Below are 20885 nucleotides of genomic sequence, written 5' to 3' on the forward strand. Positions count from 1 at the left end.
CTTATGGGGGATATGGCGGAGCCGGCCTGTCTTTTGCTGGACAGCCCTGTTGTCCCGCTGTTGCCCGGCAGACAGTCAGGCCGGCAAGCGCTGCAACAGTTCGGCGGCGCGCAGTACCACGGCGTACTCGCCGTGCAGGTTGGCCAACGCCATCGCATGTACCTCGTCGGCGCTGCGCGGGGTGCCATGGAAATCGGGCTTGGCGAAGGTGAAGCAGGCGTCGGCCACTACCCAGGTCTGGAAGCCGAGGTTGCCGGCGCTGCGTGCGCTGGCTTCCACCGAGTTCTCCGTGGCTACCCCGACGAGCGCCACCTGGCGGATGTCGCGGACATGGAGCCAGCGTTGCAGGCCGCTGTTGATGAAGGCGTCGGGAACGTTCTTCTCGAACACCGCCTCGTCGTCGCGCGGCGCCAGCGCTGGCTGGAACTCCACGCCGGGCTGGCCGGGCGCGAAGGGCGAGCCGGGCTGCCGGGAAATGTGCCGGACGTGCACCACCGGCCAGCCGGCGGCGCGCCAGGCGGCAAGCAGTTCGACGATGCGCGCCTCGGCGCCGGGATTGTTGCGCGGCGGCAGGTCGTCGCGCTGCATGCCGCGTTGCAGGTCGACGATCAGCAGGGCGACCTGGGGCCGTGCGGAGCGCTGGGCGTGGTCATTCATCGGGAATTCACCGGAGGAACTTGAGATCGTGCAGGGTGCTCCAATATTTCCCTTTGGTGCAATCCATCCTTCCTTCTCGAAATGCAGTCGAGGCGTGCGATGAAATCCGATGAGAAAACCCTGATCGACGGCCTGTTCAGCCGCCTGCGCGAGGCCGAGGGGCAGTCCGCTCCGCGTGACGCCGAGGCCGAGGCGCAGATCAACCAGCACCTGGTGCGGCAGCCGGCGGCGCCGTACTACATGGCGCAGGTGGTGCTGATCCAGGAAGCCGCGCTGAAGCGCCTCGACCAACGGGTGAAGGAACTCGAGGCGCAGGTCGCCCAGTTGCAGCAGAGCCGTCCGAGCAGCGGCGGCTTCCTCTCCGGCCTGTTCGGTGGCGGCGCGCGCGACGAGCCGGCGCCGAGCCAACCGGGGCGCCCGGCGGGCTGGGGCGAGACGCGTTTCTCCAATCCGGCGGCGGCGGCCGGCGACATGCGTCCGGGTATGGCGCCCGCCGCGGCGGCCGCGCCTTCGCGGGCCAGCGGTTTTCTCGGCGGCGCGTTGCAGACGGCCGCCGGGGTCGCTGGCGGGATGCTGGTGGCCGACCTGCTCACCGGCATGTTCCGCCACAGCCAACCGCAGGAAATCGTCGAGGTGATCCAGGACGTCCCGGTGGATAACCTCGACGCCAGTCAGTTTGCCGATCCCGAGCCGGCGCCCGAGCGCTTCGCCGATAGCGACTATCCCGCCGACGGCGGTTTCGCCGATGGCGATTTCAGCGATAGCGACTTCAACGACGACTCCAGCTTCCTCGGCGACGACGATTTGTTCACCTGATCGTTAGGGTTGCGGGCCGTGGGCTGCGATAATGGTGGCCCACTGCCGTCGTTCCGGAGTTCCCCTTGAGTCGTCCCGAGTCGCCCGCGGCGAAGAAGATCGCTGTCTTCGCCGATGTGCAGAACCTCTACTACACCGTGCGCCAGGCCTACGGCTGCCATCTCAACTACGCCGCCCTGTGGGCAGACATCGCTCGCGGCGGGAGCATCGTCGAGGCCTATGCCTACGCCATCGACCGCGGCGACCCGCGTCAGCAACAGTTCCAGCAGATTCTGCGCAACCTCGGTTTCACGGTGAAGCTGAAGCCCTACATCCAGCGTGCCGACGGCTCGGCCAAGGGTGACTGGGATGTCGGCATCACCATCGACGTACTGGATGCCGCGCCGCGGGTGGACGAAGTGGTGCTGCTGTCCGGTGACGGCGACTTCGATCTGCTGCTGGAGAAGGTCATCCGCGCCCACGGCGTCGTGGCTACGGCCTACGGGGTGCCTGGCCTGACCGCCAACGCGCTGATCCGAGCGGCGTCGCGCTACGTGCCGATCGAGGGCGGACTGCTGCTCAAGGGCTGACCGGCCGCGCTCCAGAGGACGATGGGAGACGGCGAATCCGCTAGAATGCCGTCCGTTTCCTTTTTTCCGAGTCGCTCATGACGTTCGCTTCCCTCGGTCTGCTCGACCCCCTGCTCAAGGCCCTCGAAGGGCTCGGCCACGGCACGCCTACGCCGATCCAGGCCCAAGCCATACCCCCGGCGCTCAAGGGCCGCGACCTGCTCGCCGCAGCACAGACCGGCACCGGCAAGACCGCCGGTTTCGCCCTGCCGTTGCTGCAGCGGCTGACCCTAGAGGGGCCGCAGGTCGCTGCGAACTCGGTGCGTGCACTGGTCCTGGTTCCGACCCGCGAACTGGCCGAGCAGGTCCACGCCAGCGTCCGCGACTACGGCCAGCACCTGCCGCTGCGTACCGCGGTGGCCTACGGTGGGGTCAGCATCAACCCGCAGATGATGAAGCTGCGCAAGGGAGTGGATATCCTCGTCGCCACTCCCGGGCGGCTGCTCGACCTGTATCGGCAGAACGCGGTGAAGTTCGCCCAGCTCCAGGCGTTGGTGCTGGACGAAGCCGATCGCATGCTCGACCTCGGTTTCGCCCGCGAGCTGGACGAACTGTTCGCCGCGCTGCCGCGCAAGCGCCAGACCCTGCTGTTTTCCGCGACCTTCTCCGACGCCATCCGCACGCTGGCCCGTGAACTGCTGCGCGACCCGCTGTCCATCGAGGTCAGTCCGCGCAATACCGCGGCGAAGAGCGTCAGGCAATGGCTGGTGCCGGTGGACAAGAAGCGCAAGGCCGAGCTGTTCTGCCACCTGTTGCAGGCCAATCGCTGGCGCCAGGCGCTGGTCTTCGCCAAGACCCGCAAGAGCGTCGAGGAACTGGTCGGACTGTTGCAGCGGCAGGGTATCGCCGCCGACTCGATCCATGGCGACAAGCCGCAGCCGGCGCGGCTGCGCGCCTTGCAGCGGTTCAAGGCCGGCGAGGTAGACCTGCTGGTAGCCACCGACGTGGCCGCGCGTGGCCTGGATATCGAGGAAATGCCGCTGGTGGTCAACTTCGACCTGCCGATCGTCGCCGAGGACTACGTGCATCGCATCGGCCGTACCGGCCGTGCCGGTGCCTCCGGCCAGGCGGTGTCGCTGGTCTGCGCCGACGAAGTGGAGCTGCTGGCGGCGATCGAGACACTGATCGGGCAGACCCTGCAGCGCCGCGAGGAGCCCGACTTCGCGCCGGAACACCGGGTGCCGCAGACCGCGCCGGGGGGCGTGGTGCTGAAGAAACCGAAGAAGCCGAAGAAACCCAAGGTTGCGGAGAGCGCCGGCAAGCCCGGCAAGATCCACTTGGGCAGTTGGTTCGACAGCAGCGCGCCGACGGTCAAGGCGGTGCGCAAGGCGCCGGGCTTCGGCGCGGGCGCGGCGGGCAAGCCGAAGAAGCGGCCATCCGGCAAATAGCGAGGCGCTGGCGTACTGGCCTCTAGCCCCTGCCGCGCAACCAGGCCAGCGCGCCGAGTCCGGCCACGCGCCCGCTGGCGAAGCAGGCGGTCAACAGGTAGCCGCCGGTGGGCGCCTCCCAGTCGAGCATTTCCCCGGCGCAGAACACGCCGGGCAAGCCAGCGAGCATCAGGTTGCGGTCGAGCGCCTCGAAGCGCACGCCGCCGGCGCTGCTGATCGCTTCGTCCAGCGGACGCGGGCGCAGCAGCGTCAGCGGCAGGCGCTTGATCGCCGCCGCCAGGCGGGCCGGCTCGGCATAGGTGGCGGCGGGGGTGAGTTCACGCAGGAGGCCGGCCCGAACCCCATCGATGCCCAACTGGCTGCGCAGGTGATTGGCCATCGACCTGGAGCCGCGCGGGCGAGCCAGGGCTGCCTCGATCTGCTCGCGACGCCTGTTCGGCAACAGGTCCAGCCATACTTCGGCCGATCCCTGTGCCTCGATCCGTTCGCGGATGGCGGCGGAGAGGGCATAGACCAGGCTGCCCTCGATACCGTCGCGGGTCACGACGAATTCGCCCTGGCGCGGCGTTTCGCCCGCCAGTCCCATGGCCACCGGTTTGACCGGAGCGCCGGAGAACTTGTCGCGAAACAGCTCGCTCCAGCCGCCGATCTCGAAACCGCAATTGCTTGGCCGCAGGGGCTCGACCTCGACGCCGCGGGCCCGCAGCAGGGGCACCCAGGCGCCGTCGGAGCCCAGGCGCTGCCAACTGCCGCCACCGAGCGCCAGGATCACGGCGTCGGCCCGTATCGACAGGCGCTCGGCGGCGCTCTGGATGTCCAGCGTACCGTCCGCGTTCCAGCCCAGCCAACGGCAGCGGGTATGGATGAGCACGCCTTGCTCGCGCAGGCGCTTGAGCCAGGCACGGAGCAACGGCGCGGCCTTCATGTCGGAGGGGAACACCCGGCCGGAACTGCCGACGAAGGTGTCGATACCCAGGCCGTGGATCCAGGCGCGCAACGCATCCGCGTCGAATTCGCCGAGCAGTGCGGCGATTTCCTTCTGGCGCCTGCCATAGCGGCCGAGGAATTGTTCCCTGGCCTCGGCATGGGTGATGTTCATGCCGCCGACGCCCGCGAGCAGGAATTTCCGGCCGACCGAGGGCATGGCGTCGAACACTTCCGTGCGTACGCCCGCCTGGCTCAGGACCTCCGCGGCCATCAGGCCTGCGGGACCGCCGCCGACGATGGCGACCTGGGGGGAAGGGGAGGATGCTTGACTGGGCATGTGGACGACGAGCGAGACCTGGGGAAACCGGCGTGCAGTGTAACCGAGGCGAAGACCGCCTCCGAGCCTTGTCGATGCCACCTGGTCCGCTCGCCGTGCGCCTGGTCAGGAACTGATCAACCGTCGGGAGGCCAGGCACGATGCGCTGCACGGAGCGTTTTTCGCACCTTATCCACAGGCGGTTCCACATGCTTTGTGGAAATCCGCTGACGCTCGTCGCGTGGCAGGAGCGGCTTCCGGTCGCGCTTGCCCGAAGGTGCGCTAGGCCTGGGCTTCGACAGCGAAGCGCCAGGTCAGTGGATCAGCGAATTGCGCTTGGCGAACTCCGCGAGGTCGACCAGCGAACCCAGGCCGAGCTTCTGCAGCAGGCGGGTCTTGTAGGTGCTGACGGTCTTGTTGCTGAGGAACAGCTTCTCGCCGATGGCCTTGTTCGAATAGCCCATGGCGAGGTGCTGGAGGACGATCATCTCGCGGTCGGAGAGCAGGCCGATAAGCTCGCTTTCGGAAATGCGCTCCGGCGGGGTGCCGAGGGTATCGAACGTGAGCGAAGGAAAGAACGTGTAGCCAGCGATCACGGCGTTCAGGGCGTTGATCAGATTGTTCAGGTCTTCTTCCTTGTTGACGAACCCACGGGCGCCGACCTGGATGCAGCGCTTGCAGAACGCCTCTGCGGATTGTGAAGTGAGTACCAGCACCTGGGTGCGCAGTTCCAGCGACTTGATCCGCGAGATCACGGTCAGGCCGTCGAGCTTGGGAATGCCGATGTCGAGAATCACCACGTCCGGTTCGTGCTCCCGGACCAACTGGATGGCATCCACGCCATTGTCCGTCTCGGCCACCACCTGCAAACCATGCTTTTCCAGCAGGACGCGCACGGCGAGGCGGATGACGGGGTGGTCGTCGACGATCAGGACGGTATGCATAAATTCGATTTACCTTGAGGGACCGGGGCAGGGTCGGGATTCGATTTCCCGGGCGCTGCCGCCGGTGGTCATCCATGTTGGGCGCTAGGCCGAGATCGCCGTCCAGAATAGCCTGTTGAGGCGGGGCGATTCGGTTTTTCATGTGGAACCATGCTAATCCAACCGAACCTCCAAATCAGTAGGAAAATTCCCACAAAACATGGGGACTTGTCCCATAGGTCTAGTAAGGGAAACACAGCAGTATATCGCCGGTATTTCCTGGAAACCCTGTGTGGACCGTGATGAATGATTTGAATGTTCTGGTGTTGGAGGATGAGCCTTTTCAGCGCCTGGTAGCCGTCACAGCCCTGAAGAAAGTGGTGCCCGGATCGATCCTCGAAGCGGCGGACGGCAAGGAGGCGGTGGCGATCCTGGAGTCCTGCGGACACGTCGACATCGCCATCTGCGACCTGCAGATGAGCGGCATGGACGGCCTGGCGTTCCTTCGCCACGCAAGCCTGAGCGGCAAGGTTCATTCGGTGATCCTCAGCAGCGAGGTGGATCCCATCCTGCGCCAGGCCACCATTTCGATGATCGAGTGCCTGGGCCTCAATTTTCTCGGCGACCTCGGCAAGCCATTCAGCCTGGAGCGGATCACCGCCCTGTTGACCCGCTACAACGCTCGTCGCCAGGACCTGCCGCGACAGATCGAAGTCGCCGAGCTGCCCTCCGTGGCGGACGTGGTGCGCGGCCTCGACAACGGCGAGTTCGAAGCCTACTACCAGCCCAAGGTGGCCCTGGATGGCGGCGGCCTGATCGGCGCCGAGGTCCTGGCACGCTGGAACCACCCGCATCTCGGCGTACTGCCGCCGTCGCATTTCCTCTATGTGATGGAAACCTACAACCTGGTCGACAAACTGTTCTGGCAACTGTTCAGCCAGGGTCTGGCGACGCGCAGGAAGCTGGCGCAGTTGGGGCAGCCGATCAACCTGGCGTTCAACGTCCATCCTTCGCAACTGGGTTCGCGTGCGCTGGCCGAGAACATCTCGGCGTTGCTGACCGAGTTCCACCTGCCGCCCAGTTCGGTGATGTTCGAGATCACCGAGACCGGGTTGATCAGCGCTCCTGCCAGCAGCCTGGAGAACCTCGTGCGTCTGCGGATCATGGGCTGCGGCCTGGCGATGGACGATTTCGGCGCCGGCTATTCGTCCCTCGACCGGCTCTGCGAGTTTCCCTTCAGCCAGATCAAGCTGGACAGAACCTTCGTCCAGAAGATGAAGACCCAGCCCAGGAGTTGCGCCGTCATCAGCAGTGTCGTGGCGTTGGCGCAGGCGCTGGGAATTTCCCTGGTGGTGGAAGGGGTGGAGAGCGACGAACAACGGGTACGCCTGATCGAACTCGGTTGCTCCATAGCCCAGGGCTACCTGTTCGCCCGGCCGATGCCGGAACAGCACTTTCTCGACTATTGCTCCGGATCCTGACGCCGCCGCCCTGGCCTCGGCTGCCGCTAGCCGAACGCCGGGCCTCGCGCCGGACGCGTTTCCTTTCCATACAACTGCCGGCCCTGCCGCACAGACCTTTCATGCGATCAAAACTATTCCTGCTGTTCTTCTGCCTGCTGCTGTCGGGCGGACGCCTGTTCGCCGTCGAAGCGCATCCGTCCCTGACGCTGTTCAGCCAGTTGCGCATCGAGCACGAGGACATGGCGATCGCCGAGGACGACTGGGCCTGGCTGCGCCACAAGGGTCACCTGAGGCTCGGCGCGGCGCTGGACGAGACCTCGCCCTTCAACGTCCGGCTCGACGACGAGAACTACGAAGGCATAACGGCGGACGTCGCCACGCTGGTCGGGCAGTTGCTCGGCATGCGCATCAAGGTCGTGAGCTTCGATACCCATGCGGATGCCGTGGCGGCGCTCGCTGCCGGAAAGATCGACCTGCTTGGCAGCCATTACAGCTCGGCGGGCGATTCTTCCCTGGTGCTCAGCCAACCCTACGCCCGTGACCGATTGGCGGTGTTCAAGCGGATGGGGGAAAAGCGCAACTCGCCGGAGGATCTCGCCGGACTCAGCGTGGCGGTGGCCCGGGAGCATGTCGGGGAATTGCGCCAGCGTTTCCCGCGGGCGCGTTTCGTGGTCTTCGGCAGCCATGACGAGGCCGTTGCCGCGGTGGCTTTCGGACATACCGACCTGTATCTCGACGATGTGCTCAGCGCCTACCACCGGATCAATCGGTCCTATTACGGCTACGTGAGGTTCGAGCGGTTTGCCGATGCCCGCCTGGAAGGGGGCTACGGCTTCCTCCTTCGTCGCGGCGACACGAACCTGTTGCGCGTCGTCAACTCGGCCATCGGCGCGATCAACCAGGACCGTCTCGAAAGCATCGCCAGGCGCTGGGTCGGCAGCGGTTCCCTGCCAACGGGCCAGCGTATCGCGCTGACGCCGCAGGAGAGTCGCTGGATCGCTCGCCACCCGGTGGTGCGGTTGGTCATCAACGACGACCTGGCGCCGCTGGCCTTCTTCAATTCCGACGAGACCTTCTCGGGCATCGCCTCCGACCTGCTGGACATGATTTCCCGCCGCACCGGCCTGCATTTCCAGGTCACGCCTCGCAGTGGCGGCTTCCCCGAGCAGATCGGCGTATTGGCCAGGAAGGAGGCGGACCTGGCGATCATGAGCCGCAGCAGCAAGCGCGAGGAAATGCTGCGTTTCACCCGCTCGTTCCTGTCCACCTCGTACGTCCTCGTCACCCGGGCGGACGACAAGGGACGCGCGGAGAGCCCCGGAAGCCTCGACGGCAAGCGCATAGCGATTCCCGCCGGCCATGTGGGCATGCAACAGGTGCGCGAGCGCTATCCGCAGGCCTCGATGGTGGAGGTCGGCGTCGCGCTGGATGCCATGAACCTGGTCTACGAAGGGCGGGCCGACGCGGCGGTGGTGCCGCTGGTCACCGCTCGCTACTACATCGTCCGGTTGTTCCGCGAGAGGCTGGCGATCGCCGACCTGGTTCCCATCGGCGCGGCCACCGCCCACTTCGCCGTTCGCCGAGGCGACGCCGAACTCCAGTCGATTCTCGACAAGGCCTTGCTGAGCATCTCGCCGGACGACCTGAGCGATATCGTCAATCGCTGGCGCTCGCCGCCGGGAATGAGCGGCCAGACCTGGGTTGACTACATCCTGGTGATCACCGAGATCCTGGCGATCGCAGCGGCCTTGCTGCTGTTCTGCCTGGGCTGGGTCACTTATCAGCGCCGGCAGATCAGGGCGCGCGCGCGGGTCGAACAGGCGCTCAGCGACCAGTTGCGGTTCGTCGAGGCCCTGACCGACTGCATGCCCCCGCCGCTGTATGTGCGCGATGTCAACGGACGGATGCTGTCCTGCAACCGCAGCTACTTGCAGAGCGTCGGCCTGAGTTCCGAGGAGGTGATGAACCGCACCGTGCTCGAGCTGCCCATGGAAAACTTCGAGACCGCTCCGGAGTTCCATCGCAGCTACCTGATGGCCATGCGCGAGGGCAGGACCATCGAGGCGGTCTACCCGGTGGCGCTGGGCGGCCGGGAGCGCTGGATCGACCACTGGATCCAGCCGTTCCGCGATTCCAGCGGGACCATCCGCGGTGTCATCTGTGGCTGGCTGGACATCACCGAGCACCGCCAGTTGATCGACGAACTGGAAGAAGCGAAGAACCTGGCCGACGAAGCGAGCCGGGCCAAGACCACCTTCCTGGCGACCATGAGCCACGAGATCCGCACGCCGATGAACGCGGTGATCGGCATCCTCGAACTGGCGCTCAAGCGTGCCGAGACCGGTCGGGTGGACCGCTCCAGCATCGAGATCGCCTATGCCTCGGCGAAGAGCCTGCTGGAGCTGATCGGCGATATTCTCGACATCGCCCGCATCGAGTCAGGTCGCCTCAGCCTGTCGCCGAAACGGGCCAACCTGCGCGAGCTGGTGGAATCGGTGGCACGGGTATTCGAAGGCCTGGCCCGGCAAAAGCGCCTGAGCCTGGTGCTGGAGATCGATTCGAGCATCAACGGCGACGTACTGCTGGATGCCATGCGCTTCAAGCAGATCCTCTCCAACCTGGTCAGCAACGCGATCAAGTTCACCGACGAGGGCTCGATCCGCATCCGCATCGATGGCCGCCAGGTGGAGCCGTCGCTGTTGCAGGTCAATCTCTGTGTGGAAGACACCGGCATCGGTATTTCCCTGGGCGACCAGCAACAGTTGTTCCGGCCTTTCGCCCAGGTCAACCGCAACCTGCAGAACACCGAGGGCACCGGGCTCGGCCTGGTGATCTCGCGCTCGCTGTGCGAAATGATGGGAGGGCGCCTGGTGATGAGCAGCGAGCTGGGGCAGGGGACGCGGATCGACGTCGAGCTGCGCCTGCAAGTGCTGGAACCGATCGTCGAGAGCGTGCGGGCGATCCCGCTCGGCAATCGCCAGGCGCGGCGGTTGCAGGTCCTGGTGGTGGACGATCATGCGGTCAACCGGCAGATCCTCCATCAACAGCTGAGCTTCCTCGGCCACGACGTAGAGGAGGCGGAAAACGGCCTGAGCGCTCTCAACCTGTGGCATGGGCAACCGTTCGACATGGTCATCACCGACTGTCACATGCCGCTGATGAGCGGCTCCGACCTCGCCCGCTCGATCCGCCAGGAGGAGCGCGAGAATGGCGAGGAACCGGTGGTCATCATCGGCCTCACCGCGGACGCCCAGCCGGAGGAGATCGAGCGCTGCATCCAGGCTGGAATGAACGAGTGCCTGATCAAGCCCATCGGCCTCGATGTTCTCGAGGAGCGTCTTCTGGCCCTGGGCTTCGCCGACGACGACCTGCCCGTCACCATCGACGCCGAACCCGTCGCGATACCGTCGGACCCCCGTCTCTACGACCTGGATTCCCTGCATGCGCTGACCGGCGGCGAGCCGACGATGCTCAGGCGGCTGCTCGATGAACTGCTGACCAGCAACCGCAAGGACCTGGAGACCCTCGAGGGACTGGTGCAACGCCAGGAGACCGGCGAACTGGCCGAGCTGGCGCATCGGATCAAGGGCGCGGCGAGGGTGGTGCGTGGCGAGCAACTGGTGGAAAGCTGCCGGCGCCTCGAGGATGCCTGCCTCAGCCCGAACGCCTCGTTCGCCTGGGTGGAGGAGTGCGCCGTTGGGGTGAAACTGGCGATCCTCGCCCTGGACGAGAGTCTGGTGGAAGAGTGCACGGATTGACGTGGCTTGCGCCCGTTGCCCGGGCGGTAAACCAATCGTCATCGCTTTGCCCGAGGATCGGGCATGTCCAGGCGCGGAAAAGACTACACTCCGGTTGGGTAGCCTTTTCCGCGAAGCCTGACCAAAGATCGGAATACCGCCCTCGCGGGCACCCCAGCCGATTCCTGCGGTCAGATAGTCCTTCTGGAGTGCGTTGAACGAAAGGAACCAAGCGATGGCCGACCTGACCAGCCTGAGCATCGAGCATCTGCGCTCGCCACGGCTGTATACCCACCGTCTGATCCTGCGGCCCTGGCTGGTGCAGGACCGAGCCAGGTTCGCCGAGCTGAATGCCGACCCGCGGGTGATGGAGTTCTTTCCGTCCTGCCTGGATCGCGCCCAGAGCGACGCGTTGCTGCGCCGCATCGACGCGCACTTCGCCGAGCACGGTTTTGGCTGGTGGGCGCTGCAGGTCAAGGGCGGCGATCCTTTCATCGGCTACGTGGGGCTGGAGGTCGTGGACTTCGATGCGCCCTTCGTACCCGCGGTGGCCATCGGCTGGCGTCTCGCCGCCGAGCATTGGGCGGAGGGCTTCGCCCACGAGGCGGCCGAGGCGGCGCTGAGCTACGCCTTCGATACCCTTGGCCTGGACCAGGTGGTGGCTTTCACCGTACCGGCCAACGAGAACTCCCTGGGACTGATGGAGCGCCTGGGGATGCATCGCGATCCCACCGACGACTTCGAGCATCCCGACCTGCCCCCCGGCCACCGCTTGCGGCATCATGTGCTGTACCGGTTGACGCGCGAGGACTGGCTTCGCAGATGAGTCGGCCGTTTCCGAAAAGGCCTCCCATGAACGCGAACCTTCCCCCTTCCGCCATTTCCGAACTGCATGGCCCGCGCCTGCTGCTGCGCGCCTGGCGCGACAGCGACCGCGAGGCGTTCGCCGAGATGTGCGCCGACCCGCAGGTAATGGAGTTCTTCCCCAGTGTGCTCGACCGCGCGCAGAGCGACGCCTTGGTCGATCGCGTCCAGGCGCATTTTGCCGAGCGTGGCTACGGGCCCTGGGCCCTGGAGCTACCGGGCGAGGCGGCGTTCATCGGATTCACCGGCCTGTTCGACGTGACCATGGACGTGCACTTCGCCCCGACCGTGGAGATCGGCTGGCGCCTGGCGCCCGCCTACTGGGGCCGTGGATTCGCCCGCGAAGCGGCGGAAACCGCCTTGGACTTCGCCTTCGAGCGGCTGCGCCTGCCCGAGGTGGTGGCCTTCACCACGCCGCCCAACCGCCGCTCCTGGGGCTTGATGGAGCGCCTGGGCATGCGTCGCGATCCGGCCGAGGATTTCGACCACCCACTCCTGGCAGCGGATCACCCGATGCGCCGGCATATCCTCTATCGCGTCGACGCGGCCCGCTGGGCGGAGCGGTGAACATGGGCGACGGCGGCGGCGAGGTGCTCTCCTACCATCGCCTCAGCATGCATCGCCCGGAGCGCTACGCTCCCGGTCCCGGCGGACTGGACTGGGCGACCCAGCCGGCGCCGTTCCGCCAGTACCGGGGCTGCCGGCAAGTCGAACTGCTGCATCGGCCGCTGGAGGAGTCGCCACCCTACGACGGGGTGTTTTCCGGGCCGGCGGCCGCGCCCTCCCGGCTCGATCGCCGCAGCCTCTCGCAGATGCTCTACGACGGATTGGCGCTGTCGGCCTGGAAGGAGGCCGGCGGCACTCGCTGGGCGCTACGGGTCAATCCGTCGAGCGGCAACCTGCATCCCACCGAAGCCTACCTGCTGCTTCCCGGCGGTACCCTGGAGCCGGCGCCACTGCTCGCCCACTACCGTCCCGACAAACATGCCCTGGAGGTGCGCGGCGAACTGCCGGCGCCGCTGGCTTCGCTGCTGGATGACTGCTTGCCGGCCGGCGGCTGCCTCCTGGCATTGACCAGCGTGCCCTGGCGCGAGGCCTGGAAATACGGTGAGCGAGCCTATCGCTACTGCCAGCATGACCTCGGCCACGCGCTGGCCTGCCTCTCGATCGCCGCGGCGATCCAGGGCTGGGAGATGCGCCTGCTGCGCGGCGTCGCCGAAAGCGCACTGGACGGCCTGTTCGGCCTTGACCGGGACGGCTTCGCCGAGTGCGAGAGCGTCGACGCACTGTTCTGGATCGGGCCGGCGCTCACGCAGGAGCCTTCCCTTTCGCCGCGCCTGTGCGAAGGGCTGGCGGCCCTGCCATTGGCCGGCGCACCGAACCGGCTGTCGCGGGAGTACCGGGACTGGCCGGAGTTGCAGCGGATACATGGGCTATGCCGGGCGCCGCGCCTGCCGGCACGCCCGTGGAGGGTCGCACCGGGCGTGCCCGGCAACGACAACCCCGGCCTGCCGCTGCGACCGCTGCTGCATCGGCGGCGTAGCGCGCAGCGCATGGACGGGCGCGCCGGCATCGATGTCGAACTGCTGCGGGCCTGGCTGCGCAGGCTGCTGCCGGAGCGCTCGCCGGTGCCTTTCGCGGTCACCGGTGAGGCCGCGCGGGTCGATCTACTGCTGTTCGTCCATCGCGTCCGGGGCCTGGTGCCGGGGTTGTACTGGCTGGATCGCAGCGGCCTGCGGCGGCCGCCGATGCGCGAGGACTTCCTCTGGCAGCGCGTCGATCCGGAGTTGCCGCTGTACCTGTTGCAGGAAGGCGATGCGCGCGCGCTGTCGGCGTATCTCTCCTGCCAGCAGGACATCGCCGGCGACGGCTGCGTCGCGCTCGCCATGCTCGCCCATCTCGGCGCGGCGCTCGAAGAAGGCCCCTGGTGCTATCCGCGGCTGTACTGGGAATGCGGGCAGCTCGGCCAGTTGCTCTACCTCGAGGCGGAGGCCGCTGGGCTGTCTGGGACGGGTATCGGCTGCTACTACGACCCCCTGGTGCATGAGCTGCTTGGACTAACGGATGAGTCCATGGCCAGTCTCTACCATTTCACCCTCGGCCGCGCGGTGTGGGACACTCGTCTTTGCAACATGCCCGCGTACCCGGCCTTGCGCCGCGACTAGCCCGTCGACAGCCCGAATTCGAGGAAACACCCCATGACCCAGATACTGGACAACCTGGTGGCTTTGCTGAGCCTGGAACCCATCGAGGAGAACCTGTTCCGGGGCATGAGCCAGGATCTCGGCTTCCGCCAGCTCTATGGCGGCCAGGTCCTGGGCCAGGCACTGTCGGCGGCCAGCCAGACGGTGGAGGACGATCGCCACGTACACTCCATGCACGGCTACTTCCTGCGTCCCGGTGACGCCAGCATGCCGGTGGTCTACCAGGTGGACCGGGTGCGCGACGGCGGCAGCTTCAGCACCCGCCGGGTCACCGCGATCCAGAAAGGCCAGCCGATCTTCACCCTGAGCAGCTCCTTCCAGTACGACGAGGAAGGTTTCCACCACCAGATCGAGATGCCCGAGGTGGTTGGCCCGGATAATCTGCCTTCGGAACTGGAGCTGACCCGCCAGCGCGCCGAGCGGATTCCCGAGCGCATCCGCGACAAGCTGCTGTATCCGAAGCCCATCGAGATTCGTCCGGTCACCCAGCACGACCCCTACGACCCGCAGCCCGACGAACCGGTGAAGTACCTCTGGTTCCGTGCCGACGGCAAGCTGCCGGACGTCCCGGCGCTGCACAAGTACCTGCTGGCCTACGCCTCGGATTTCGGTTTCCTTACCACCTCGATGCAGCCCCATGCCGTTTCGGTGTGGCAGAAGACCATGCAGGTCGCCAGCCTCGACCACGCCCTGTGGTTCCACCGCGACCTGCGCGCGGACGAGTGGCTGCTCTACGCCATCGACAGCCCCTGGGCCGGCAACGCACGCGGTTTCGTGCGCGGCAGCATCTTCAACCAGAGCGGCCAGCTGGTCGCCTCGTCGAGCCAGGAAGGCCTGATCCGCAAGCGTGAGGACTGGGCGTGAGGCTGGCCGACATCCGCCACTGGGTGTTCGACATGGACGGCACCCTGACCCGGGCCGTGCACGACTTCCCGGCGATCCGCCGAGCGCTGGACATCCCCGAGCAGGACGACATCCTGCTGCACCTCGCCGCCCTGCCCGAGGCCGAGGCGGCGGCCAAGCACGCCTGGCTGCTCGAACACGAGCGCGCCCTGGCCGAGGCCGCGCGGCCGGCGCCGGGCGCACTGGAACTGGTGCGCGAGTTGCAGCGGCGCGGCGTGCGCCTGGGCATCCTGACCCGCAACGACCACCAGTTGGCGCTGATCACCCTCGAAGCGATCGGCCTGGGCGGCTGCTTCCCCACCGAGCACATCCTCGGGCGCGGCGAGGCGCGGCCCAAGCCGGACCCTGATGGCTTGCTGCGCATCGCCCGACGCTGGAACGTGACGCCGGCGGAGCTGGTGATGGTCGGCGACTACCGTTTCGACCTCGACTGCGGACGCGCCGCGGGTAGTCGCACGGTGCTGGTCAACCTGCCGGAAAACCCCTGGCCGGAGCTGGCCGACTGGCACGCTGCCGATTGCCATGCGTTGCTCGAGCAACTGCAAACGCCGTAGGAATATCCGGCGGAAAACCTCGAGGGCGGCAGCGCCATCGGCTCCCCGAAAACGAAAAAAGCGCAGGAGGCCAGGCTCCTGCGCTTTTTTCCTGCGCATCCGTGCGGGATGCGGCGGCCGTTATCAGCCGTTGATCGCGTCGGTCAGCGCCTTGGCCGGAACGAACTTGGCTACACGCTTGGCAGCGATCTCGATCGCCTTGCCGGTCTGCGGGTTGCGGCCGGTGCGCGCGGGACGCTCGGAGACCTTCAGCTTGCCGATACCCGGCAGGGTGATTTCGCCATCGTTCTCCAGGGCGTCCTTGACGATCTCGGCGAGCTGGTCGAGCGCGCTGCGAACGGTGGTCTTCTGCGCGTCGATGGCTTCGGCGATGTCCTGGATCAGTTGGTCTTTGGTCAGTGCCATGGTGGTGTAGCTCCTTGGTAAAAGACTGCGCGAGGGGCCTCGCACAGAAACGGGCGTGATTTTAAACAGCTTGGCGCGAATAAGGTTCCCTTTTCTCCGCTTATTTGTTTCCTCGCACGACGCGCATGACAGAGCCGTTACAGAGGTTTTCGCGGCTGTCCGGAATGATGCCGGCGTCGGTTGCCCGACGCATCCTCATGGTTCTGCCAGGGGCGCATGCCTCCGGTTCTTAGTTAAGGATTATTGGTTATTTATAGGTTAGGGTTTCATCCATTAGGGTTATAAGCAGGACATCCCGTCCCTTTCCATCACCGGAGCCTGCTTACCTCGCGCCAACGCCTGGCCCTCGCTCCCCATTCGAGGTGCCGCATGAGCGAAGCCCGGCTCCACTCGCCCGACCCCAGGACACCGCGACCCATGGCCGGTTGGGCGGCAAGCCTGCGCGACAGTGGACTGCTGGCGCTGGCAGTGCCGCGCGTGTTCGCCGGCATGGAGCGGGACTGGGGGGAAATCTTCGCTGGCGTCCGCCACCTGGCCGAGCAGGAACTCGAGCTGGCACGGCGCCTGGCCCTGCATCATCTGCAGATCGCTTCCATTCGCCTGCTGGGTAGTCCTGAACAGCAGCGCCGCCTGTTGCCGGCCAGCGTCGAGCGCCGCTGGCTGTGGAGCGAGGCGGTCGATCTGCGGCGCGCCCAGCCCGAAGCGCAGGAGCACTGGCGGGGCGGTTTCCTGGTGGGTGGGCGGGGTAGCGATTGCTTCGCCGTGGAAGACGTGGATCGCTTGCTGATCTCAGCCTGGCACGCGCCCTCCCGCGCTCACCTGATCGCTGTCGCCGAAACGGGGCGGGCAGGCATCGACATCTCCGGCCTCGCCGATGGCTCGGGGCTGTTCTTGCCCGCCGGGCAGCGGCTGCATTACCAGCGGCTGCGGCTGCATCCCGAGGACATCCTGGTGCCGCCCGGCCTGCCGCCGACCCCGTGCGGGCAACTGCGCGAAGGCTTGACCCGATTGGCCCAGGCCAACCTCGACCTGGGCCAGGCTGCGCGGGTGCCGGGCGACGTGGGGGGGCAGGGAGAGGCGCCGCGTCTCCTCGCCCTCGCGCTGCGTCTTGTCGAACTGGCGGCGGAGTCCTTCCAGGCGGCATTCGCCCGCGGCGGCGCGCTGACATTCCGCGAAAGCGCGGCGGCGTCGCTGCTGGCGAGCGAGGCGGAGGCGGTGGCCCGCGCCGGGCTGCTCGCCTGCCTGCGCCGACAGGCCCTGGAAGCCCGTCTGCTGGGCGCTGCCCTGTAGGGACGGGGTTGCATGGAGCAAGGACGGAAGGGCATCCGGGTGCGCATTTGCGCTCATAAACTAATTCCAAAATATTATTTATATCGCGTTTTTTATATCTGTAATCTGCATCGCACCGGACCACCGGACTCGCTGTCGCCACCCATTGCCCGTCCCTGGTCCGTTCTCCTCCGGAGCGCGGCACCGTTGCCTCCGAGGTTCGCCCGATGAAACGCCCGAATTCCCTGCACCGTCTGGTGGCAGCCCTGGCCCTTGCCGGCCTTTCCGTCGCCGCCCAGGCCGCCGACATCACGGTCGGCTACCAGACCGGCATCGACCCGACCAAGGTGCCCCAGGCCGATGGCCTGTACGAGAAAGCCATCGGCGAGAAGATCGACTGGCGCCGCTTCAACAGCGGTCCGGAAGTGATCGCCGCGCTCGCCTCCGGCGACCTGCAACTCGGCAACATCGGGTCCAGCCCGCTGGCAGCGGCGACCTCGCGCAAGCTGCCGATCGTCGCCTTCATCGTTTCCGCGCAGATCAACGCCGCCGAGGCGCTGGTGGTGCGCAATGGAAGCGGGATCGGGAAACCCGAGGACCTGGCCGGCAAGACCATCGCTACCCCGTTCGTTTCAACCTCCCACTACAGCCTGCTCGGCGCCCTCAAGCACTGGCAGATCGATCCGTCCAAGGTGAAGATCGTCAACCTCAACCCGGCCGAGATCGCTGCCGCCTGGCGTCGCGGCGACATCGACGGGGCCTTCGTCTGGTCGCCGGCGCTGGGCGAGATCAAGAAAAGCGGCAAGGTCCTCACCGACGCCGCCGAAGTCGGCCAGTGGGGTGCGCCGACCTTCGAGGTGTGGGTGGCGCGCAAGGACTTCGCCGAGAAGCATCCTGAAATCGTCGCCCGCTTCGCCCGCGTCAGCCTCGACTCCTTCGCCGACTACAACGCGCACAAGGCCGAATGGACCGCCGACTCCGAGCCGGTGAAGAAGATCGCCCGGCTGACCGGCGCCGATCCCAGGGACGTCCCCGAACTGCTGGCCGGCTCGACCTTCCCGGAAAGCCAGGCGCAACTGTCCGCCGACCTGCTCGGCGGCGGCACCGCCAAGGCTATCGCCGGCACTGCCGAATTCCTCAAGGAACAGAAGCGCGTGCCGGCCGTCCTCGGCGACTACTCGCCCTACGTCAGCGCCGATTTCGTGCGCCAGGCGGAGCAGGTCCAGGTCGGCCAGCGCTGAATTCCGCGACTCCGCCCCGGCCTGTCGGAGCGGAGGCTTTCTTACCCTACGGAGGGCAGAACACATGAGCCGTCTGACGGCCGAGGCGATCAGCCTCTCATTCGAACAGCGCGGCCAGCGCCGCGCCATCCTCCGCGATCTCAGCCTGGGCCTGGCCAAGGGCGAGTCGCTGGTGGTGCTGGGCCCGTCGGGCTGCGGCAAGTCGACACTGTTGAACATCCTCGCCGGTTTCCAGACGCCGGACCAGGGACGCGTGCAGATCGACGGCCGGACACTCGAAGGGCCTGGCGGCGAGCGCGGCGTGGTATTCCAGGACGACGCCCTGATGCCCTGGCTCAACGCCCTCGACAACGTCGCCCTGGGCCTGCGCATCCGTGGCCTGGGCAAGGCCGAGCGCACCGCGCGGGCGCGCCAGGTCCTGCAACTGGTGGGCCTCCAGGAGTACGCCGAGCAGTCCGTCGCCCAGCTCTCCGGCGGCCAGCGGCAACGCCTCGGGCTGGCACGCGCGCTGGCGGTCGAGCCGGACTTCCTGCTGCTCGACGAGCCGTTCGGCGCCCTCGACGCGCTGACCCGCGAACGCATGCAGGTGCTCCTGCTGGACCTGTGGAAGCAGACCGGCAAGGGCCTCTTCCTGATCACCCACAGCGTCGACGAGGCCCTGTTCCTGGCTACCGACCTGGTGGTGATGGACGGCCCGCCGGCGCGCATCGTCAAGCGCCTGCCGGTGGACTTCGCGCGGCGCTACGCCGCCGGCGAAACGGTGCGCTCGATCAAGGCCGATCCCGAGTTCGGCCGTTTGCGCCAGGCGTTGCTGGACGAATTCCTCGATGTCGCGGAGGCCGAACATGCCCACTGATACCCTCGGACTCGCCGCCGCCAAGCCTGTCCCGCGCAAGCGGCGCCTGCCCGGCGACCGTCGGCGCTGGGCCGCCGGTGCCAGCGTGCTGGCCCTGGCCCTGCTGTGGTGGGCGGCGACCCGTTTCGGCTGGGTCGACGTGCTGTTCCTGCCGGCGCCCGAACAGCTCTTCGAAGCCCTGCAACGGCTATGGCAGGAGGGCTACCTCGATGCCAGCCTGCTGCAACACGTCGGCACCAGTCTGCTGCGGGTGCTCCTGGCGCTCGGCGCGGCGGTGCTGACGGCGATCCCGCTGGGCGTGCTGATGGGCCTCAACCCCTTGGCCGGAGCGGCCCTCGATCCGCTGGTGGAGTTCTACCGGCCGATCCCGCCGCTGGCCTACCTGCCGCTGATCGTCATCTGGTTCGGCATCGGCGAGCTGAGCAAGGTGCTGCTGATCTACCTGGCGCTGTTCGCGCCGCTGCTCATCGCTACCGCCGCCGGCGTGCGTCGCGTCGACCGATCGCGGGTGCAGGCGGTGCGCTGCCTGGGAGCCAGCCGCTGGCAGGTGGTGCGCTACGTGATCCTGCCGAGCGCCTTGCCGGAGGTCCTCACCGGCCTGCGCATCGCCCTCGGCGTCGGCTGGTCGACCCTGGTCGCCGCCGAGCTGATCGCGGCCAACCGCGGCCTCGGCTTCATGGTCCAGTCCGCCGCGCAATTCCTCGCCACCGACGTGGTGGTGGTCGGCATCCTGCTGATCGCCGCCATCGCCCTGGCCTTCGAACTGGGGCTGCGCTGGGTCCAGCGGCGCTTCGCCGCCTGGGGTTGAGCGCGAGAGTCCCGAGTCATTCCCGAACCGGCCTTCACCCACGCGGCGAAGGCCGGAGCGAGGGCGCGCAGGGCGCGCCCGCAACCTGCCCGACGAGTAGCACGACATGAGCCTGACCATCCAACCCATCAGCCCGGCCCTGGGCGCCATCGTTTCCGGCATCGACCTCGGCGCGCCGCTGGACGACACCGGCCAGCGGGCCATCGAGCAGGCCCTGCTCGAACACCAGGTGCTGTTCTTCCGCGACCAGTCGCTGGAACCCAGGAGCCAGGCGCGCTTCGCCGCCCGCTTCGGCGACCTGCACATCCATCCGATCTACCCCAGTGTGCCGGAGCAGCCGGAGGTCATCGTCCTCGACACCGCGGTCACCGACGTGCGCGACAATGCCATCTGGCACACCGACGTGACCTTCCTCGAGACCCCGGCGCTGGGGGCGGTGCTCGCCGCCAAGCAATTGCCGCCGTACGGCGGCGACACCCTCTGGGCGAGCAGCACGGCGGCCTACGAGGCGCTGTCGGCGCCGCTGCGGCGCCTGCTGGACGGCCTCACGGCGACCCACGACATCGGCAAGTCCTTCCCCCGCGAGCGCTTCGGCGTCACCGAGGCCGACCTGGCGCGCCTGGAGGAGGCCCGCCTGAAGAATCCGCCGCGCTCGCATCCGGTGGTGCGCACCCATCCGCTCACCGGGCGCAAGGGCCTGTTCGTCAGCGATGGCTTCACCACCCGCATCAACGAACTGGAGCCGGCCGAGAGCGATGCGCTGCTGACGTTCCTCTTCGCCCATGCCACGCGACCTGAATTCACCGTGCGCTGGCGCTGGCAGGAAAACGACGTGGCGTTCTGGGACAACCGCGTGACGCAGCACTACGCGGTGGACGACTACCGGCCCCAGCGGCGGGTCATGCATCGCGCCACCATCCTCGGCGACAAGCCCGTCTGACGCCAC

At 67.2% G+C, this 20885-nt stretch carries 19 protein-coding genes; 15 read left to right on the top strand and 4 right to left on the bottom strand.

What is annotated here, in order from left to right:
- Nucleotides 1-75: 75 nt before the first annotated feature.
- The gene (locus VQ065_RS05260) at nucleotides 76-657 is read right to left on the bottom strand and encodes a cysteine hydrolase family protein (RefSeq protein WP_003110389.1); all 582 of its coding nucleotides are present in this window, start codon (nucleotides 655-657) and stop codon (nucleotides 76-78) included.
- 99 nt (nucleotides 658-756) lie between these two features.
- Between VQ065_RS05260 and VQ065_RS05265 the strand changes: the two genes are divergently transcribed.
- The 3 genes from VQ065_RS05265 (at nucleotide 757) to VQ065_RS05275 (ending at nucleotide 3469) form a co-directional block, all read left to right on the top strand.
- Nucleotides 757-1473 (top strand): DUF2076 domain-containing protein, encoded by a 717-nt coding sequence (locus VQ065_RS05265; protein ID WP_003110390.1) that lies wholly within the window; start codon nucleotides 757-759, stop codon nucleotides 1471-1473.
- Between the two features lie 65 nt (nucleotides 1474-1538).
- Nucleotides 1539-2042 carry a LabA-like NYN domain-containing protein gene (locus VQ065_RS05270; RefSeq protein ID WP_003093104.1) on the top strand — a complete coding sequence of 168 codons (504 nt, stop codon included), beginning with the start codon at nucleotides 1539-1541 and terminating at the stop codon, nucleotides 2040-2042.
- Nucleotides 2043-2119: 77 nt separating this feature from the next.
- Complete coding sequence (locus VQ065_RS05275; protein WP_003093099.1) at nucleotides 2120-3469, top strand: DEAD/DEAH box helicase; 1350 nt, start codon at nucleotides 2120-2122, stop codon at nucleotides 3467-3469.
- A gap of 22 nt (nucleotides 3470-3491) precedes the next feature.
- Here VQ065_RS05275 and VQ065_RS05280 read toward each other — a convergent pair whose 3' ends face one another.
- On the bottom strand, nucleotides 3492-4733 hold the full coding sequence (locus VQ065_RS05280) for a TIGR03862 family flavoprotein (RefSeq protein WP_003118270.1): 1242 nt from the start codon (nucleotides 4731-4733) through the stop codon (nucleotides 3492-3494).
- 293 nt (nucleotides 4734-5026) lie between these two features.
- Nucleotides 5027-5656, bottom strand: a complete 630-nt coding sequence (locus tag VQ065_RS05285) for a response regulator transcription factor (RefSeq protein WP_003093094.1) — start codon at nucleotides 5654-5656, stop codon at nucleotides 5027-5029.
- A gap of 281 nt (nucleotides 5657-5937) precedes the next feature.
- Here VQ065_RS05285 and rocR point away from each other — a divergent pair, with 281 nt between their 5' ends.
- From rocR to VQ065_RS05320, 7 genes are all read left to right on the top strand, one after another.
- Nucleotides 5938-7116: a two-component system response regulator cyclic di-GMP-specific phosphodiesterase RocR gene (gene rocR, locus VQ065_RS05290; RefSeq protein ID WP_003106013.1), complete on the top strand. Its 1179-nt coding sequence runs from the start codon at nucleotides 5938-5940 to the stop codon at nucleotides 7114-7116.
- A gap of 101 nt (nucleotides 7117-7217) precedes the next feature.
- Entirely contained in the window at nucleotides 7218-10856 is a 3639-nt protein-coding gene (locus VQ065_RS05295; RefSeq protein ID WP_003093089.1) for a transporter substrate-binding domain-containing protein, read from the top strand.
- A gap of 214 nt (nucleotides 10857-11070) precedes the next feature.
- On the top strand, nucleotides 11071-11661 hold the full coding sequence (locus VQ065_RS05300; RefSeq protein WP_003110394.1) for a GNAT family N-acetyltransferase: 591 nt from the start codon (nucleotides 11071-11073) through the stop codon (nucleotides 11659-11661).
- A 26-nt stretch (nucleotides 11662-11687) separates the two neighbouring features.
- Nucleotides 11688-12266: a GNAT family N-acetyltransferase gene (locus VQ065_RS05305; RefSeq protein WP_003110395.1), complete on the top strand. Its 579-nt coding sequence runs from the start codon at nucleotides 11688-11690 to the stop codon at nucleotides 12264-12266.
- 2 nt (nucleotides 12267-12268) lie between these two features.
- Entirely contained in the window at nucleotides 12269-13864 is a 1596-nt protein-coding gene (locus tag VQ065_RS05310; RefSeq protein ID WP_003093086.1) for a SagB/ThcOx family dehydrogenase, read from the top strand.
- 33 nt (nucleotides 13865-13897) lie between these two features.
- Complete coding sequence (gene tesB / locus VQ065_RS05315) at nucleotides 13898-14767, top strand: acyl-CoA thioesterase II (protein ID WP_003093084.1); 870 nt, start codon at nucleotides 13898-13900, stop codon at nucleotides 14765-14767.
- Complete coding sequence (locus VQ065_RS05320; protein ID WP_003107576.1) at nucleotides 14764-15360, top strand: HAD family hydrolase; 597 nt, start codon at nucleotides 14764-14766, stop codon at nucleotides 15358-15360. Before tesB ends, VQ065_RS05320 begins: the two co-directional genes overlap by 4 nt.
- A 123-nt stretch (nucleotides 15361-15483) precedes the next feature.
- On the opposite strand, the gene VQ065_RS05325 is transcribed toward VQ065_RS05320, so the two are convergent.
- Nucleotides 15484-15810 (bottom strand): HU family DNA-binding protein, encoded by a 327-nt coding sequence (locus tag VQ065_RS05325; RefSeq protein WP_223198316.1) that lies wholly within the window; start codon nucleotides 15808-15810, stop codon nucleotides 15484-15486.
- A gap of 324 nt (nucleotides 15811-16134) precedes the next feature.
- On the opposite strand from VQ065_RS05325, the gene VQ065_RS05330 reads away from it, so the two are divergent.
- The 5 genes from VQ065_RS05330 (at nucleotide 16135) to tauD (ending at nucleotide 20879) form a co-directional block, all read left to right on the top strand.
- On the top strand, nucleotides 16135-17055 hold the full coding sequence (locus tag VQ065_RS05330; RefSeq protein ID WP_023098453.1) for an acyl-CoA dehydrogenase family protein: 921 nt from the start codon (nucleotides 16135-16137) through the stop codon (nucleotides 17053-17055).
- 206 nt (nucleotides 17056-17261) lie between these two features.
- Nucleotides 17262-18275: a taurine ABC transporter substrate-binding protein gene (gene tauA / locus VQ065_RS05335; protein ID WP_003093074.1), complete on the top strand. Its 1014-nt coding sequence runs from the start codon at nucleotides 17262-17264 to the stop codon at nucleotides 18273-18275.
- A 64-nt stretch (nucleotides 18276-18339) separates the two neighbouring features.
- Nucleotides 18340-19131 (top strand): taurine ABC transporter ATP-binding protein, encoded by a 792-nt coding sequence (locus VQ065_RS05340; protein ID WP_003093072.1) that lies wholly within the window; start codon nucleotides 18340-18342, stop codon nucleotides 19129-19131.
- Nucleotides 19121-19939: an ABC transporter permease subunit gene (locus VQ065_RS05345; RefSeq protein ID WP_003093070.1), complete on the top strand. Its 819-nt coding sequence runs from the start codon at nucleotides 19121-19123 to the stop codon at nucleotides 19937-19939. The genes VQ065_RS05340 and VQ065_RS05345 overlap by 11 nt, the downstream gene beginning before the upstream one ends.
- Before the next feature lie 106 nt (nucleotides 19940-20045).
- Nucleotides 20046-20879 carry a taurine dioxygenase gene (gene tauD, locus VQ065_RS05350; RefSeq protein WP_003093068.1) on the top strand — a complete coding sequence of 278 codons (834 nt, stop codon included), beginning with the start codon at nucleotides 20046-20048 and terminating at the stop codon, nucleotides 20877-20879.
- The last annotated feature ends 6 nt before the right edge of the window (nucleotides 20880-20885 follow it).

The organism is Pseudomonas sp. KBN10P06128 (genome assembly GCF_037574945.1).
In the GTDB taxonomy this organism is placed as follows: Bacteria; Pseudomonadota; Gammaproteobacteria; order Pseudomonadales; family Pseudomonadaceae; genus Pseudomonas; species Pseudomonas aeruginosa.

Bases quoted from the DNA above. Each gene is read 5' to 3' on its own strand.
- VQ065_RS05300 (WP_003110394.1), top strand. From the start codon at position 11,071: ATGGCCGACCTGACCAGCCTGAGCATCGAGCATCTGCGCTCGCCACGG.
- VQ065_RS05310 (WP_003093086.1), top strand. From the start codon at position 12,269: ATGGGCGACGGCGGCGGCGAGGTGCTCTCCTACCATCGCCTCAGCATG.
- VQ065_RS05265 (WP_003110390.1), top strand. From the start codon at position 757: ATGAAATCCGATGAGAAAACCCTGATCGACGGCCTGTTCAGCCGCCTG.
- tesB (WP_003093084.1), top strand. From the start codon at position 13,898: ATGACCCAGATACTGGACAACCTGGTGGCTTTGCTGAGCCTGGAACCC.
- tauA (WP_003093074.1), top strand. From the start codon at position 17,262: ATGAAACGCCCGAATTCCCTGCACCGTCTGGTGGCAGCCCTGGCCCTT.
- VQ065_RS05295 (WP_003093089.1), top strand. From the start codon at position 7,218: ATGCGATCAAAACTATTCCTGCTGTTCTTCTGCCTGCTGCTGTCGGGC.
- VQ065_RS05280 (WP_003118270.1), bottom strand. From the start codon at position 4,733: ATGCCCAGTCAAGCATCCTCCCCTTCCCCCCAGGTCGCCATCGTCGGC.
- VQ065_RS05340 (WP_003093072.1), top strand. From the start codon at position 18,340: ATGAGCCGTCTGACGGCCGAGGCGATCAGCCTCTCATTCGAACAGCGC.
- tauD (WP_003093068.1), top strand. From the start codon at position 20,046: ATGAGCCTGACCATCCAACCCATCAGCCCGGCCCTGGGCGCCATCGTT.
- VQ065_RS05285 (WP_003093094.1), bottom strand. From the start codon at position 5,656: ATGCATACCGTCCTGATCGTCGACGACCACCCCGTCATCCGCCTCGCC.
- VQ065_RS05275 (WP_003093099.1), top strand. From the start codon at position 2,120: ATGACGTTCGCTTCCCTCGGTCTGCTCGACCCCCTGCTCAAGGCCCTC.
- VQ065_RS05330 (WP_023098453.1), top strand. From the start codon at position 16,135: ATGAGCGAAGCCCGGCTCCACTCGCCCGACCCCAGGACACCGCGACCC.
- VQ065_RS05345 (WP_003093070.1), top strand. From the start codon at position 19,121: ATGCCCACTGATACCCTCGGACTCGCCGCCGCCAAGCCTGTCCCGCGC.
- rocR (WP_003106013.1), top strand. From the start codon at position 5,938: ATGAATGATTTGAATGTTCTGGTGTTGGAGGATGAGCCTTTTCAGCGC.
- VQ065_RS05305 (WP_003110395.1), top strand. From the start codon at position 11,688: ATGAACGCGAACCTTCCCCCTTCCGCCATTTCCGAACTGCATGGCCCG.
- VQ065_RS05260 (WP_003110389.1), bottom strand. From the start codon at position 657: ATGAATGACCACGCCCAGCGCTCCGCACGGCCCCAGGTCGCCCTGCTG.